This is a genomic window from Rhizobium sp. LjRoot98, assembly GCF_964252935.1.
Lineage (GTDB): Bacteria > Pseudomonadota > Alphaproteobacteria > Rhizobiales > Rhizobiaceae > Pararhizobium.
The window spans coordinates 24211-38177 of the sequence record NZ_CAXUPW020000017.1; the positions used below are offsets into that span (position 1 = coordinate 24211).

The following is a 13967-nucleotide window of genomic DNA, read 5'->3' on the forward strand; positions in this document are numbered from 1 at the left end:
GAAATTTCGCCACCGGCATTCCGTCGCAAAACGATGAAATAAAAAGCTTTCTCCGCGAAACCTTTGATCTGTCATACCCGTATCTGCGTACACACTGACGTAAGATGTGATGCGCGGATTAAAATGAAAAACAACGGCCTTTCCCACGAAAAACCCATTATCATCTGGTTTCGCAAGGACCTGCGGCTGGACGACAATCATGCGCTGCATGCGGCTGCCCAAACCGGGCGCGATATCATCCCTGTTTATATCCGTGAACCTTCACGGCTCGGCACCGGGCCGCTTGGGGCAGCCCAGGCCTGGTGGCTGCATCATTCGCTGACGGGACTGGAAAAGGCGCTCAAGGGCCTTGGAAGCCGGTTGATCCTGCGCAGCGGCAAGCCGGACAGTGTTCTGTCCGAGCTGATAGCCGAGACCGGTGCATCGACTGTCCACTGGAATCGCAGGTACGATCCGGATGGCATCGCCGTCGATAGCCCGCTGAAAGATACGTTGGCTTCGGCTGGAACAACCGTCAAGAGTTTTGCTGGCCAGCTTCTGCACGAGCCCACCCGGTTGAAAACGGGCTCGGGAACGCCCTATCGGGTCTATACGCCGTTCTGGCGGGCGCTTGAGGCATCCGGCGAACCGGATCAGCCGCTTGACCGCCCGGACGCGCTGGTTTCTCCAACCAAATGGCCTGGCAGCGATACTTTGGCCTCTTGGGCGCTTTTGCCAGCCGCGCCGGATTGGGCAAAGACGTTTTCAGACGTCTGGACACCGGGTGAAGAAGCGGCGCTCGAGCGGCTGGAGGCATTTGTCGAGGACTGTCTGTCAGGCTACAAAGTCAGGCGCGATCTGCCGGCCGCTGATGGCACATCGCGGCTCTCGCCGCATCTGGCCATGGGAGAAATATCCCCTGCCCGCATCTGGCACGCCACCCGCAATCTAAGGGACACTCCTACTGAGGATGTCGTCACGTTTCGCAAGGAACTGGTCTGGCGCGATTTCTCTTATCACCTGCTCTTCCACAATCCGGATTTGCCAAGGGAAAATCTCAACCGGAAATATGATGCTTTCGCATGGTCAGGAACCGGCGATGCGTTCAAACATTGGACGAAAGGGCAAACCGGCTATCCGATCGTCGATGCGGGCATGCGCCAGCTCTGGCGGCACGGCACGATGCACAACCGGGTCCGCATGATCGCGGCATCCTTCCTGATCAAGGATCTTCTGATCGACTGGCGCCGTGGTGAAGCCTGGTTCCGTGACACGCTGGTGGATGCGGATCCGGCCTCCAATGCGGCAAGCTGGCAGTGGGTGGCCGGCAGCGGCGCCGATGCGTCGCCTTTCTTCCGGATATTCAATCCTGTCCTGCAGGGCGAAAAATTCGATCCTGATGGCGTTTACGTCAAAACCTTCGTGCCAGAGCTGCGAGACCTGCCTGCAAAGTTCGTTCACCGGCCATTCGAGGCGCCTCCGAGCATCCTTGATGCCGCCGGGGTGACGCTCGGGGAGACATACCCGAAGCCGCTCGTGGATCATGCAAAGGCGCGCGACCGCGCTCTTGCCGCCTATAGCAAGATCAAGGACGCAGGATGAACGCCCCGTTTTCCCATGCTTCGCATCATGTACCTGGCCACCGCTTGTCGATTGCAGTCATAGGCTCAGGCGTCTCCGGCAGTTCGGCCGCCTGGGTACTTAATCCTGTCCACGATGTCACGCTCTATGAAAAGGATGATCGCCCCGGCGGCCATACGGCAACCGTCGATATCGATTATGATGGCACGCCGATCTCGGTCGATACCGGTTTCATCGTCTATAACGAGGCCAACTATCCGAACCTCACAGCGCTGTTTGCCGAACTGGATGTCACCACGCACAAGAGCGACATGAGCTTTTCGGTGTCACTCGATCAGGGACGGCTGGAATGGAGCGGCGACAATCTGGCGACCGTCTTTGCCCAGAAGCGCAATCTCGTCCGGCCGTCCTTCCTGTTGATGCTGCGCGAAATCCTCCGCTTCAATCGCATCTGCCTCGAAGATCGCAGCGCCGGGCTGCTCAAGGCCATGTCGATCGGCGACTATCTCAATTGGCGCGGTTTCTCTCCCGGCTTCACAAACAATTATCTGGCACCAATGGCTGCCGCGATATGGTCGTCACCGGCAGCCAGGATGCTGGATTTTCCGGCCGAGAATTTCATCCAGTTCTTCGATAATCACCGCCTGATCTATTCCAAGCCACACCCCTGGCGCACGGTTACCGGTGGCAGCCGCAATTATCTGTGCAAGCTGCTGCGGCCGCTTGGAGACCGCGTCCGTCTCGGCTGCGGGGTAGCGTCGATCCGGCGGGAGGACGGCAGGGTCACTATCATTGACGTGCAAGGCACAACGAAAACCTTCGACAAGGTGATCATCGCTGCGCACAGCAATCAGGCGCTGGCGATGCTTTCCGATCCGACACCCGCAGAGCACGCGCTGCTGTCGGCCGTTCCCTATCATCCCAATCGGGTCATCCTGCACCGCGACACGGCGTTAATGCCGAAACGGCCAAAGGTCTGGGCGTCATGGAATTACCTGCGGTCGGTCAAATCCTGCGGCTCGCAGGGCGTCGCCGTCAGCTATTGGATGAACCGCCTTCAGGGTATCGCCCCGGAGCATCCTTTGTTTGTGACGCTGAATCCGGAGCGCGAGCCAAAGTCTGGGGCGGTGTTTGCCGAATTCTCCTATGATCATCCGCAGTTCGACGCAGGCTCCATGGCCGCCCAGCGTGCCCTGCAGGCGATTCAGGGCGATAACGGTACCTTTTTTGCCGGTGCATGGACCGGATATGGTTTTCATGAGGACGGCCTGACATCCGGGCTTGCAGCTGCAGAGGCACTTGGCGGGGGCATCCCCTGGCGCCAGCAGGTCTCATCGGTGCTCAGGGAGGCGGCAGAATAGAGATGCGCGCGTCACCCGGCTCGGACATGACGAAGAATGGCGCACCGCCACAAGCGGCGGCCGTGCTTTATGCCGGTAAGGTGATGCATCAGCGGATGAAGCCGGTCGGCCACCGTTTCAGCTATGGCGTGTTTTCTCTGATGATCGATCTGGACCGGTTGGACGAGGCGGATCGGCTGAGCAGTGTTTTTTCTGTCAATCGCCGCAATCTTCTATCCTTTTATGAAGAGGATCATACGGGCGACAGCGCGGTGCGGCTGCGCGGCTATGTCGATGCCCTGCTGGCCAAGAATGGCTTGCCGATGCGGCCAGAACGCATACTTCTCGTGTGCTATCCGCGCATTTTGGGCTTTGTCTTCAATCCACTGGCTGTCTACTACGCCTATGATAGCGGCGGCGCGCTCAGTGCGATGATCTATGAGGTCCGCAACACATTCGGCGAGCGCCACACCTATGTCTGTCCAATCGGTCCCGGTGATGTGTCCGATGCCGGTATCCGCCAGCAATGCGACAAGCTGTTTCATGTCTCACCGTTCATTCCAATGGCCATGCGCTACCAATTCCGCATGCTGCCGCCGGGAGAGGAAATCCGCTGGCGCATTCTGGAGACGGACAAGGATGGGCCTTTGCTTGCCGCAACCTTCTCCGGTGTTCAAGTGCCGTTGAAAACAGGCAAGATTTTGCGTCTTGTTGCCCGCATTCCGCATCTTACATTCAAGATTGTCGCAGGGATTCATTGGGAGGCATTGAAGCTCTGGGGCAAAGGCGTCCGCTATATTCCGCGGCCGCAAGCGCCGGAACTGACGAGCGCGTGGAAGGAGGGTCGCAGGACAAGCCTTGTTTTTTCTCCTGAATCCCAGGTTGGCGGTCCGGCGGAATGAGGTTATTTTGCGTCAAGAACAATGATTGCTGAGGATCTGTCGCATGAGCACAGCAGGCACCGGTTATTGTGATCCGAAAGACGGAGAGCGTCTTTCCGCTGAAAATCTTTCGCGCATAGTCAAAGGATTGCCCGCCAAAGCGCAGATGGTTCTGCGTGGTCTTGTGCACATGCAGGCCGGTTGTCTGAAATTGACCTTACCCGATAGCCGCACCGTGGTCGTCAAGGGCAAGGTCCATGGACCTGTCGCCTCCGTGACATTGCACAACTGGAATTTGCCGCAGCGCGCGCTGACCGGTGGCACCATCGCCGTTGCCGAAAGCTATATGGATGGTGACTGGGACAGCCCGGATGTCGGTGCGTTTCTCGAACTCTTCCTCGTCAACACCGATGTTGGCCGCAATTTCTCCAATGGCGCACGCGGCGTGCTGCGTCTGGTCGAAAAATTCCGTCACTGGATGAACGCTAATACCAAATCCGGTTCCAGGAAGAACATTTCTGCCCATTACGACCTGGGCAATGCCTTCTACAAGCAGTGGCTCGATCCGACGATGACCTATTCGTCTGCGCTCTATTCGACGGGTGCCAATGACCTGCAATCTGCCCAGCGCGCCAAATACAAGGCCCTGGCGGACGCGGCGGGCATTACCTCCAGCCATCATGTGCTGGAGATCGGCTGCGGTTGGGGTGGTTTCGCCGAATATGCGGCGAGTGAGATCGGTTGCAAGGTGACAGGCCTGACCATCAGCCGCGAACAGCTGGCCTTTGCCAATGAACGCATGAGGAATGCGGGCCTGTCCGATAAGGTAGAGATCAAGTTCCAGGATTATCGCGACGAGGCGGGCCTCTATGACCGGATCGTTTCCATCGAGATGTTCGAGGCCGTCGGCGAAAAATACTGGCCGGCCTATTTTTCCCAATTGCAACGCTGCCTGAAGCCGGGCGGCAAGGCTGGGCTTCAGATCATCACCATCAAGCCTGAAGCCTATCAGGAATACCGGGCCAATCCGGATTTTATCCAGAAATATGTCTTCCCCGGCGGCATGCTGCCCACCCCGCAACATCTGATCGACCTCGGCCGCAAGGTGGGCCTGAAGATCAGCGGCGATTTCGGCTTTGGGCTGGATTACGCTCGCACGCTCGCAGAATGGCGCCAGCGCTTCTGGAGTGTCTGGGACAAGGTAGAGCCGCTCGGCTTCGATATCCGCTTCAAGCGGCTATGGGAGTTTTACCTGTTCTATTGCGAAGCCGGTTTCCGCGCCCGGAATATCGACGTCCGGCAAATCGTGTATGAATAAGACCGCAGCAGGGCGGCTCGGCTCAACCTGCCGCCATCACACCGCCTGTGGATCCCGTTTGAGCATGTCGACGGCATGTCCACCGGTCACCAGCGGGCGCGTTTTCCATCCCGTAGCCTTGTTGATCAGCCAGAAATAGAGACTGTAAGGCAAGAGGTTGAGCAGCTTCATCGTCAAGGTGAAGCGCTTTGGAAACGTGATCTCGAAGCCGCTGGATTTCAGGCCGTCGGCAATGCGGTCTGCTGCGACCTCGGCGCTGACCAGGGCAGGCATCGGGAATGCGTTCCTGGCTGTCGCTGCCGTTTCGACGAAACCCGGATTGATGATCTGCAGGCGCACGCCGACCTTGTCGAGATCGAATTTCAGGCTTTCCGCCATGTTGATCAACGCTGCCTTGCTGGCCCCGTAGGCCGCGCTTGTCGGCAGGCCGCCATATCCGGTGACGGACGAGACGATGGCAATCTGGCCATGCCCCCTCGCCCTCATGTGACGCACCGCCGGTAGCAGGCAATTGACCGTTCCGTGCAGATTGACCGCAAAAGTCTTTTCAAAATCTTCGCGGTGCAGGTCCTCGCCGTGAACGGCAACGTAGACGCCGGCATTGAGAACCGCGAGCACCATCGATCCGTGCTCGTATTCGATCGCGGAGAAAACCCGCTCCATATCCCGCGGATCGGTCACGTCGCCGTCGAGGACGATGATCTTGCCGGGTCCGGGAGATTCGTGCTGCAGTTTGACCAGTTTCTCGTGGTCGCGCGCCGTGACAACGACGTTGTAACCGTCCTTCGCCAGCCGTAACGCCAAGGCGCGGCCGATGCCCGAACTTGCCCCCGTGACCCAAGCCAAACCCATATCAGGGTGTGCGACATAGTTGGTCATCGGGCTTCCTTTCGCTGCTTCATTGTGGACCCCGGAAGCCGGGATCACCAAACAATACGCATTGAAATGTAGTTTGTTCCCGCATTCGGGCCAATGTTCGGCAGAACTCAGCCGATCAGGTCGCCGAGCAATTGTTTCCATGAGCCGGTCAGTTTGAGCGGTGCCTGGAAGACGGCAAAGCCGATGCAGGGACATTCCGATTCTGCCACGGGACGGTGGTCGATACTCTCGTCTGCGACCGATATGTCGCCCTTGGCAAAGCGCCCCCGCGTATCGTTGAATGCGCCGTCTAGCACCAGCGAGAGCTCGTAGCCTTCGTGCGTATGGGCCGGAATTACGCGGCCGGGCTTCAACCAGAAAAAGCTGACGTCGCAGCCATCGATTTTTCCAAGACTGTATTCCTTGAAACCGGGCAGTTTTCGTTTCCAGGGAATTTCGGTAGCATCGAGCCCGGCAAAATCACGAATGGCCTTTGGAAAAAACGCGCTTGCGGGCTGTACTGGTGCGACCTTGGCGGCTGCCAGGGGGGGGGCTGCGAAAATGGCTCTCAATGCGCTGTCTCTTGACCTGAAAGAGACTGGCTCCATATGTTCCAGAATATCACCGGCGACCGTTTCGTACTCGGCGACCCTGGGCCTGTTGACGGATTGAATCTCGAGATGTGCTTCGACAAGCACGCGTGCTGGCTCCGGCAGAACGCCGGCAGCATACCGTGCCATCAAGGCATCCACTGTATCCAGCTGAACATCAGCCATTCATTTGATTTACCTGTTTTGCCGCATGAGCGCCGCGGAAACTATCGCCTCATTACGCCAGGGGTCAACAAATGGATCACGCCGATTGCGAAACGCGATCTTCCACTTTTGGGTCAATTTTGCCCACGACAGCGCCAAGGCGAAACGCTATTTCTTGCTTCGACGGGAGTGTGGGCCGAAAAGACGCTAGGATTTCGGTATGTTGAACGGCAAGGGCTTTTGTGGCTCAGGCCGTTCCCATACGACCTGTTCAAATCGTCATCAGCGTCAGGTTCTGCCTGAAGCGACCGCCTGCAGCCAAGAGGTTCACTCATGTCCGTTCTGCCTTCCGTTCTCGATGCCATCGGCAATACGCCGCTGATCCGCCTCAAGGGTGCCTCGGAAGCGACGGGATGCACCATTCTTGGCAAGGCGGAGTTTCTCAATCCGGGCCAGTCGGTCAAGGATCGTGCCGCACTGTCGATCATCCGTCATGCTGAAAAATCCGGACAACTGAAACCAGGCGGGGTGATCGTCGAGGGGACAGCTGGCAATACCGGCATCGGTCTTGCCCTTGTTGCCGAGGCGCTCGGCTATCGCACGGTCATCGTCATTCCGGAGACGCAGAGCGAGGAAAAAAAAGATGCCCTGCGGCTTCTTGGCGCCGAATTGATCGAAGTTCCCGCGGTTCCTTACAAGAACCCCAACAATTACGTGAAGCTGTCCGGCCGCCTCGCTGCCCAGCTTGCAAAGACCGAGCCGAACGGCGCGATTTGGGCCAATCAGTTCGATAACGTCGCCAATCGCGACGCCCATGTTGAAACGACCGCGCCGGAAATCTGGCGCGATACGGACGGCAAGGTCGATGGATTCGTCTGTGCAGTCGGGTCGGGTGGTACATTGGCTGGCGTAGCGCTTGGCCTGAAAGCAAAGAACCCGGGCGTCAAGATCGGCATCGCCGATCCGGAAGGGGCGGCCCTTTACAATTTTTATGCCCATGGCGAGCTGAAATCGTCTGGCGGGTCGATCACCGAGGGCATCGGCCAGGGACGCATCACCGCCAATCTCGAAGGTTTCACGCCGGATTTCGCCTATCAGATACCGGATGCCGAAGCCGTACAGCTGGTGTTCGATCTTGTTGAAAAGGAAGGCATCTGCGTCGGCGGCTCCTCGGGCATCAATATTGCCGGTGCCATTCGCCTGGCAAAAGATTTGGGACCGGGACATACCATCGTGACGATCCTGTGCGACTATGGTAACCGCTATCAGTCGAAACTGTTCAATCCCGCATTTCTGAAGTCAAAAGGCCTTCCTGTTCCGGCCTGGCTGACGCGGAATTCCGGAATAACGGTCCCCTACGAACCCGCCGGATAAGCATCTCATGACAACGACTGCCCTTTTTCGCGACGACTTCTACCTTTCAACCACGGAGGCGATCGTCACGGGAATACGGGAGGACGGTGGCATCGAGCTGGATCGGACCTGCTTTTACGCGACCTCGGGCGGCCAGCCCGGCGATAACGGCTTTTTCGAGCGTGCCGATGGCACCCGCATCGAGATAGCAACGACGCGCCACGGCGATACCAAAGACATCATCATTCACGTCCCGGCAGCCGATCAGCCATCCGTGCTGGTCGGTGAAAAGCTGGTGCTGCATATCGACTGGCCGCGTCGCTACAAGCTGATGCGCATGCACACGGCTTGCCACTTGCTCTCCGTCGTTTGCCAGTATCCGATTACGGGTGCGGCTGTCGGTGAGGATGAGAGCCGTGTCGATTTCGACATGAGCGAGACCATCGACAAGGACGCGGTCACGGCTGCGATGATGGTGCTGGTTGAAGACAATCATCCGATCTACCTGCAATGGATCACCGACGAGGAATTGGCAGGCAATCCCGATATCGTCAAATCGAAGAATGTCCGCCCGCCGATGGGCCTTGGCCGGGTCAGCCTTGTCTGCATCGGCGAGAATGCCTCGGTTGATAGCCAGCCCTGCGGCGGCACGCATGTGTCGGAAACCCAGGAGGTCGGCGCAATCCACATCGCCAAGATCGAAAAGAAGGGCAAGGAAAACCGGCGTTTTCGAATCCGTTTCGGTACGCCGGACGCCGCATCCACCGGAGAATAATCGATGACCGAACAGAAAAGCGCCTTCGTCGTTTCCGCGGATTGGCTTGAGCAGCGCCTCAACGATCCTTCCGTCAAAATCCTCGATGCCGCCTGGTATCTGCCGGCGCAGAAGCGGGACCCTAAGGCCGAATATGCGGCCGGCCATATTCCGGGCGCCGTCTTCTACGACCAGGACGCCATCGCCGATCTGACCAGCGGTCTGCCGCATACCATCCCCTCACCGCAATCCTTCGCCGAATCTCTTGGCCAGCTTGGAATCAGCGAGACCGACACGATCATTGTCTATGACGGCCCTGGCATATTCACGGCGCCCCGTGTCTGGTGGCTGTTGCGCACAATGGGCGCCCAATCGGTGTTCGTACTTGATGGCGGTATCGATGGCTGGAAGGCCGAGGGGCGGCCGATCACCACTGACGTTCCTCAGCCGGCACCTGCCACATTCCATCCGAAGTTCAATGCTGAAGCCGTGACCTCGTTTGCACAAATGCGCGACATCGTCGCCACCGGCTCCCGCCAGATTGCCGATGCGCGCGGTGCTGCACGTTTTACCGGCGAGGAAGCGGAACCGAGAGCCGGCATGCGATCCGGTCATATGCCCGGCGCCAAGAGCCTGCCCTCCGGTGTTTTCTCGACCGGCGGCAAGTTCAAATCGCTTGACGCCCTGCGCGAAACGATTGAGGCAGCCGGTATTGATCTTAACAAGCCGGTCGTCACCTCCTGCGGCTCAGGCGTCACTGCGGCGATCATCACGCTGGCGCTGCAATCTCTGGGCCATACGGACAATACGCTCTATGATGGCTCTTGGTCCGAATGGGGCAGCCGGGCAGACACACCCGTCGTTACCGGGAAAGAATGATCAGCATGACCAAGGGCAACGCAGCCGAATCGCTTGATGTTCGCATCACCGAACTGGAAATGACCGCACCGCCCAAGCAGAGCCTGCCGGTGCCGGTCAATATCCAGACGGCGATCATGCGCGTGCCGGAAATTCCGCTTCCTTTCTATCGTTTCCTTTATCTGCAGGTCGGTAAACGCTGGAACTGGGTCGACCGGCTGCGGATGAGCGACACCGACCTTGCCGGCGTCCTGCATGACAAGCGCAATACCGTGACCGTGCTTTATGTTAACGGTGCGCCGGCCGGTTTCTTTGAGCTGCTGCAGGTGGACGAGGATACCGTCGAGCTTTCCCATTTCGGTATGTTCGAACATGCACTCGGCCTTGGGCTCGGCAAATGGTTTCTGCTGCAGACATTGTATGCCGCCTGGAGTTCGAATCCGAAAATCGTCCGGGTTGCGACGAACACGCTCGATCATCCGCGCGCACTGCAGCTTTACCAGCGCTTTGGCTTCTCGCCGGTTTCGACCCATGATGCCAAGGTCTTGCCACTCACCGACGACGAACTGCTGGCATTCGCACGCGGACTCTGAATCTCGCTACGGCAAGTTTCGGGTGTCGCTGTATGTCGGCACATGGCATTTCCTTCAGTATTGAAGCTGGAGGAACCAAAGATGCCGCTAAACTACCAACCGATGCCAAGCGATCTTGCTGCACGCTACCGCCGGCGCGAACCCGACGCCTACGGTCTGACGCCGGAACGGCATGTCTCCGATGGCCAAGGCATGCCCTGCCGCCATTGCCTTGCCAATATCGCCAAGGGCGACCGATATCTTATCCTTGCCTATCGCCCCTTCCCGGAACTTCAGCCCTATGCGGAAACCGGGCCTATTTTTCTGCATGCGGACCCATGCGACGCCTATGCCGGTGGCGAGACGGTTCCACCGATCCTGACCACCAGCAAGGATTATCTTTTGCGCGGTTATGGTGCCGACGATCGGATCGTCTATGGCACCGGCGCCGTAACGCCGGTTGATACCGTCGACGCCCGGGCAAGCGAATTGCTGGAACGGCCCGAAGTGGCCTATGTCCATGTCCGCTCGGCCCGCAACAACTGTTATCAATGCCGCATCGAGCGCGCATGAAAACGGGGCCGGATGTGACCGGCCCCGCCATAATGCTTGACCAGCGACGGGGTCAGGCGGACATCAGCACAGCTTCCGGGGCATAGCTCTCATAACCAAGCGCTTCGGCAACTGCCTTGTTGGTAACGCGGCCCTTGTGAACGTTGAGGCCAGCCCGCAGATGCCGGTCCTCGGCAATCGCCTTTAAGCCACGGTCGGCCAGCTGTAGGCCGTAGAACAACGTCGCATTGTTGAGCGCATGTGCCGAGGTCACCGGAACGGCACCCGGCATGTTGGCAACGCAATAGTGCACGACACCATCGACTTCATAGGTCGGATCGGAATGTGTCGTCGCATGTGATGTCTCGAAGCAGCCGCCCTGATCGATGGCGACATCGACAATGACAGCGCCTTTCTTCATGCCGGACAGCATTTCGCGCGTCACCAGTTTTGGCGCTGCAGCACCGGGGATCAGCACAGCGCCGATGACGAGATCGGCTGAAAAGACTTCCTCTTCCAGCGCGTCGATCGTCGAGAACCGGGTGTGGACACGGCCGGCGAAGAGATCATCGAGTTGGCGCAGGCGTGGGATGGACCGGTCGAGAATGCACACATCTGCGCCAAGGCCGGCCGCCATGCGGGCTGCATGCAAGCCGACGACGCCGCCGCCGATTATGGTAACCTTGGCAGGCAGAACGCCTGGTACCCCACCGAGCAAAATGCCGCGGCCGCCATTGGCCTTCTGCAGCGAGGTAGCTCCCGCCTGAATGGCGAGCCGTCCGGCCACTTCCGACATCGGCGCCAGCAGCGGTAGGCCGCCGCGATCATCGGTGACGGTCTCGTAGGCGATTGCGGTCACGCCAGAGCCAAGTAGCCCCTTGGTCTGCTCGGGATCGGGGGCAAGATGCAAATAGGTATAGAGGATCTGACCATCGCGGAGCTGCGCCCATTCGGAGGGCTGCGGTTCCTTGACCTTGACGATCATGTCGGATTTTTCAAAGACTTCCCTGGCCGTGGCGACTATTCTTGCGCCGGCCGCTCGATAGCTGTCGTCTTCCGCGCCAATGCCTGCGCCCGCCTTTGTCTCGATGATCACTTCGTGGCCATGCGCCACATATTCCCTCACCGAGCCGGGCGTCAGACCGACACGATATTCATGGTTTTTGATTTCCTTCGGGCAACCGACACGCATCTTCGCGTTCCTCTCCTATGCGGCTTACGCCTTTGTTGTTTTGCCCGCGTAGCGAAACAGAAAGATCATCGCATGTCCTTGCAAAATGACGGATCGATATCGTAATCTTTCGCAGATTATTGCGTTTTAAGTTAGAAACTCGAAGGATATTCGACTGATGGCGATGGATGCAATTGATGCTGCGATCCTGCGGATTCTTCAGCAGAATGGCCGGATTGCAAATGCCGAACTGGCCGAAAAAATCGGCCTTTCGCCGTCCGCCTGCTCGCGCCGGGTCGATATCCTCGAGAAGACCGGCGTCATCAGCGGCTATCATGCCCGTCTGTCGCACAAGGCGCTCGATTACCGCATCATGGTGATCGTCCACATCTCGCTATCAGGCCAGTTTGCCAAGACATTGACGGAGTTTGAAGCGGCGGTGAAACTCTGTCCGAATGTGCTGGTCTGCTACCTGATGTCGGGAGAATACGACTACATTCTGAGGGTCGCGGCGAAGGACCTTGAGGACTACGAGCGTATCCATCGGGATTGGCTTTCTGCCTTGCCCCATGTGGTCAAGATCAATTCCAGCTTTTCGCTTCGCGAAATTATCGACCGGCCGAATGTCGGCGTTTGAATGCGAGTGACCGGATAATTTCAAGCGTGTCCGACCACACGATTGCGTCCTGCGCGCTTGGCTTCATACAGCCGCATGTCGGCCTTCGACAACAGATCGCGAGTCGTCGTTCCATCAATAGGCGTCGAGGCAATACCAATGCTGACGGTAACGGCAGACTTATCCGAGGTCGTCACATCGCTCAGCACCCGTAGCCGCAACTGTTCGGCGCGTGACAAGGCGCTGCTATGATCCAGACCATCGCACAGGACGACGAATTCTTCTCCACCATAACGGAAAAGGTAGTCGTTCGGACGCAGTCCTGCCTGGATAGCATCGGTGATGGATTTCAGCACCCGGTCGCCTTCGAGATGGCCGAAGCGGTCGTTGATGCTCTTGAAGTGATCGGCATCAATCATGATCAGGCTGATGACACTCCCTGACGCCACCGCGTGGCGGATCAGCCTTGGCGCTTCGAATTCAAAGCGGCTGCGGTCGAGTACGCCTGTCAGCATGTCCCGTCCCGACTTCGACAGCAAGTCCTCGTAACGCTCCCGAAATGTCAGCGTGTTGAAAATGTCGCCGATCGGCTGCCGCACGACGGAGAGTACCGAATGGCTGGAAAAATGCAGGTAAGCACCGAGAATCAGTGAATAGACGACCGCTGCCCCCATCTTGGCAATCCAGCCGCCCCAGAACACCTCGGCCGGTGCATCGTTGAGCGCATGCAGCGCGACATAAAATCCGGCCTGGTCGAAGGTCAGAATAACGACGCCGCAGATGAGGAACCGTAAAGTGAGCATACCCCGCACCCACCGGCCGATCCGTTCGTAGAGCAGGATGATCAGCAGCGAATCGAGATAGAGCATCAGCGTCCCCCACAGCATCAGCCAGCCCATCTCGTCGATGAAGGCGAGATCGGCACTGCGATTTGGCACGGCCGAAACGGTCTGGTGCATCTGCAAGAGCAGGCTGAGCGCGACAGTGAGAAAATTACCCGCAAGAAGGCCATAAATCGGCTGACGCACTGTCGCCGCGTCCTCCTTCACGTAGAGAAGGAGGATCATCATCAGCTTGCCGGCAAACAGTACGGCCGAGCCCGGCGAAATCACGCCGAATGGCAATTGTACGTAAAAGACAGCCGCAAGATAGGTCTCGATGAAATGCAGTACGCCAAGCGCAGCGATGAAGACGCCGAGGCCCAACCGGTGGCGCAAATGCAGCAGCGTGACCATGACTGCGACGTAGACAAGGCCTTCGCAGAAAAACAACACTACATTGGTCATCGCCGGATGTTCACTCAGATTTTCACTGTGCGGATCTATAAACGGCAAATTTAAAGAAACGTTTAGGGTGTTGCCGCCGATTGTTGAAGGCGA

15 protein-coding genes are annotated in these 13967 nt (G+C 58.2%); 11 read left to right on the forward strand and 4 right to left on the reverse strand.

Going from position 1 to position 13967, the window contains the following annotated elements; genetic code table 11:
• The first annotated feature begins 123 nt into the window (after positions 1–123).
• Genes ACSQ3J_RS28750 through ACSQ3J_RS28765 form a run of 4 tightly spaced genes read left to right on the forward strand, consistent with a single transcriptional unit; the run spans position 124 to position 5099 of the window.
• Positions 124–1581: a cryptochrome/photolyase family protein gene (locus ACSQ3J_RS28750; protein ID WP_436040834.1), complete on the forward strand. Its 1458-nt coding sequence runs from the start codon at positions 124–126 to the stop codon at positions 1579–1581.
• Complete coding sequence (locus ACSQ3J_RS28755) at positions 1578–2921, forward strand: NAD(P)/FAD-dependent oxidoreductase (RefSeq protein ID WP_436040835.1); 1344 nt, start codon at positions 1578–1580, stop codon at positions 2919–2921. Before ACSQ3J_RS28750 ends, ACSQ3J_RS28755 begins: the two co-directional genes overlap by 4 nt.
• 2 nt (positions 2922–2923) lie before the next feature.
• Entirely contained in the window at positions 2924–3802 is an 879-nt protein-coding gene (locus ACSQ3J_RS28760) for a DUF1365 domain-containing protein (protein WP_436040836.1), read from the forward strand.
• Between the two features lie 43 nt (positions 3803–3845).
• Positions 3846–5099, forward strand: a complete 1254-nt coding sequence (locus tag ACSQ3J_RS28765) for an SAM-dependent methyltransferase (RefSeq protein ID WP_060505449.1) — start codon at positions 3846–3848, stop codon at positions 5097–5099.
• A 36-nt stretch (positions 5100–5135) separates the two neighbouring features.
• Here ACSQ3J_RS28765 and ACSQ3J_RS28770 read toward each other — a convergent pair whose 3' ends face one another.
• Both ACSQ3J_RS28770 and ACSQ3J_RS28775 read right to left on the reverse strand, forming a co-directional pair.
• Complete coding sequence (locus ACSQ3J_RS28770) at positions 5136–5978, reverse strand: SDR family NAD(P)-dependent oxidoreductase (protein ID WP_060505450.1); 843 nt, start codon at positions 5976–5978, stop codon at positions 5136–5138.
• Between the two features lie 107 nt (positions 5979–6085).
• Complete coding sequence (locus ACSQ3J_RS28775) at positions 6086–6655, reverse strand: cupin domain-containing protein (protein WP_436040844.1); 570 nt, start codon at positions 6653–6655, stop codon at positions 6086–6088.
• On the opposite strand from ACSQ3J_RS28775, the gene ACSQ3J_RS28780 reads away from it, so the two are divergent.
• The 6 genes from ACSQ3J_RS28780 to ACSQ3J_RS28805 all read left to right on the forward strand — a co-directional run bounded on the left by ACSQ3J_RS28780 (position 6566) and on the right by ACSQ3J_RS28805 (position 10822).
• Positions 6566–7015, forward strand: a complete 450-nt coding sequence (locus ACSQ3J_RS28780) for a hypothetical protein (RefSeq protein WP_436040845.1) — start codon at positions 6566–6568, stop codon at positions 7013–7015. The two genes, ACSQ3J_RS28775 and ACSQ3J_RS28780, sit on opposite strands and share 90 nt — an antisense overlap.
• A gap of 30 nt (positions 7016–7045) precedes the next feature.
• A complete protein-coding gene (locus ACSQ3J_RS28785) occupies positions 7046–8086 on the forward strand; it encodes a cysteine synthase A (protein ID WP_060505452.1) in 1041 nt (346 codons plus the stop codon).
• 7 nt (positions 8087–8093) lie between these two features.
• On the forward strand, positions 8094–8840 hold the full coding sequence (locus tag ACSQ3J_RS28790; RefSeq protein ID WP_060505453.1) for an alanyl-tRNA editing protein: 747 nt from the start codon (positions 8094–8096) through the stop codon (positions 8838–8840).
• 3 nt (positions 8841–8843) lie between these two features.
• Positions 8844–9698 carry a 3-mercaptopyruvate sulfurtransferase gene (gene sseA / locus ACSQ3J_RS28795; protein WP_060505454.1) on the forward strand — a complete coding sequence of 285 codons (855 nt, stop codon included), beginning with the start codon at positions 8844–8846 and terminating at the stop codon, positions 9696–9698.
• Positions 9699–9703: 5 nt separating this feature from the next.
• On the forward strand, positions 9704–10270 hold the full coding sequence (locus ACSQ3J_RS28800) for a GNAT family N-acetyltransferase (protein WP_060505637.1): 567 nt from the start codon (positions 9704–9706) through the stop codon (positions 10268–10270).
• An 81-nt stretch (positions 10271–10351) separates the two neighbouring features.
• Complete coding sequence (locus ACSQ3J_RS28805; RefSeq protein WP_436040837.1) at positions 10352–10822, forward strand: DUF1203 domain-containing protein; 471 nt, start codon at positions 10352–10354, stop codon at positions 10820–10822.
• Positions 10823–10874: 52 nt separating this feature from the next.
• Here ACSQ3J_RS28805 and ald read toward each other — a convergent pair whose 3' ends face one another.
• Positions 10875–11993 carry an alanine dehydrogenase gene (gene ald, locus ACSQ3J_RS28810; RefSeq protein WP_060505456.1) on the reverse strand — a complete coding sequence of 373 codons (1119 nt, stop codon included), beginning with the start codon at positions 11991–11993 and terminating at the stop codon, positions 10875–10877.
• 154 nt (positions 11994–12147) lie between these two features.
• Between ald and ACSQ3J_RS28815 the strand changes: the two genes are divergently transcribed.
• On the forward strand, positions 12148–12609 hold the full coding sequence (locus tag ACSQ3J_RS28815) for an Lrp/AsnC family transcriptional regulator (RefSeq protein WP_060505457.1): 462 nt from the start codon (positions 12148–12150) through the stop codon (positions 12607–12609).
• A gap of 20 nt (positions 12610–12629) precedes the next feature.
• Here ACSQ3J_RS28815 and ACSQ3J_RS28820 read toward each other — a convergent pair whose 3' ends face one another.
• Complete coding sequence (locus tag ACSQ3J_RS28820; protein WP_060505458.1) at positions 12630–13874, reverse strand: GGDEF domain-containing protein; 1245 nt, start codon at positions 13872–13874, stop codon at positions 12630–12632.
• Positions 13875–13967: the final 93 nt, after the last annotated feature.

Coding starts and splice junctions, on each gene's coding strand:
- ACSQ3J_RS28760 (WP_436040836.1), top strand. CDS start 2,924: ATGCGCGCGTCACCCGGCTCGGACATGACGAAGAATGGCGCACCGCCA.
- ACSQ3J_RS28785 (WP_060505452.1), top strand. CDS start 7,046: ATGTCCGTTCTGCCTTCCGTTCTCGATGCCATCGGCAATACGCCGCTG.
- ACSQ3J_RS28805 (WP_436040837.1), top strand. CDS start 10,352: ATGCCGCTAAACTACCAACCGATGCCAAGCGATCTTGCTGCACGCTAC.
- sseA (WP_060505454.1), top strand. CDS start 8,844: ATGACCGAACAGAAAAGCGCCTTCGTCGTTTCCGCGGATTGGCTTGAG.
- ACSQ3J_RS28820 (WP_060505458.1), bottom strand. CDS start 13,874: ATGACCAATGTAGTGTTGTTTTTCTGCGAAGGCCTTGTCTACGTCGCA.
- ACSQ3J_RS28750 (WP_436040834.1), top strand. CDS start 124: ATGAAAAACAACGGCCTTTCCCACGAAAAACCCATTATCATCTGGTTT.
- ACSQ3J_RS28790 (WP_060505453.1), top strand. CDS start 8,094: ATGACAACGACTGCCCTTTTTCGCGACGACTTCTACCTTTCAACCACG.
- ACSQ3J_RS28755 (WP_436040835.1), top strand. CDS start 1,578: ATGAACGCCCCGTTTTCCCATGCTTCGCATCATGTACCTGGCCACCGC.
- ACSQ3J_RS28765 (WP_060505449.1), top strand. CDS start 3,846: ATGAGCACAGCAGGCACCGGTTATTGTGATCCGAAAGACGGAGAGCGT.
- ACSQ3J_RS28780 (WP_436040845.1), top strand. CDS start 6,566: ATGTTCCAGAATATCACCGGCGACCGTTTCGTACTCGGCGACCCTGGG.
- ACSQ3J_RS28800 (WP_060505637.1), top strand. CDS start 9,704: ATGACCAAGGGCAACGCAGCCGAATCGCTTGATGTTCGCATCACCGAA.
- ald (WP_060505456.1), bottom strand. CDS start 11,993: ATGCGTGTCGGTTGCCCGAAGGAAATCAAAAACCATGAATATCGTGTC.
- ACSQ3J_RS28770 (WP_060505450.1), bottom strand. CDS start 5,978: ATGACCAACTATGTCGCACACCCTGATATGGGTTTGGCTTGGGTCACG.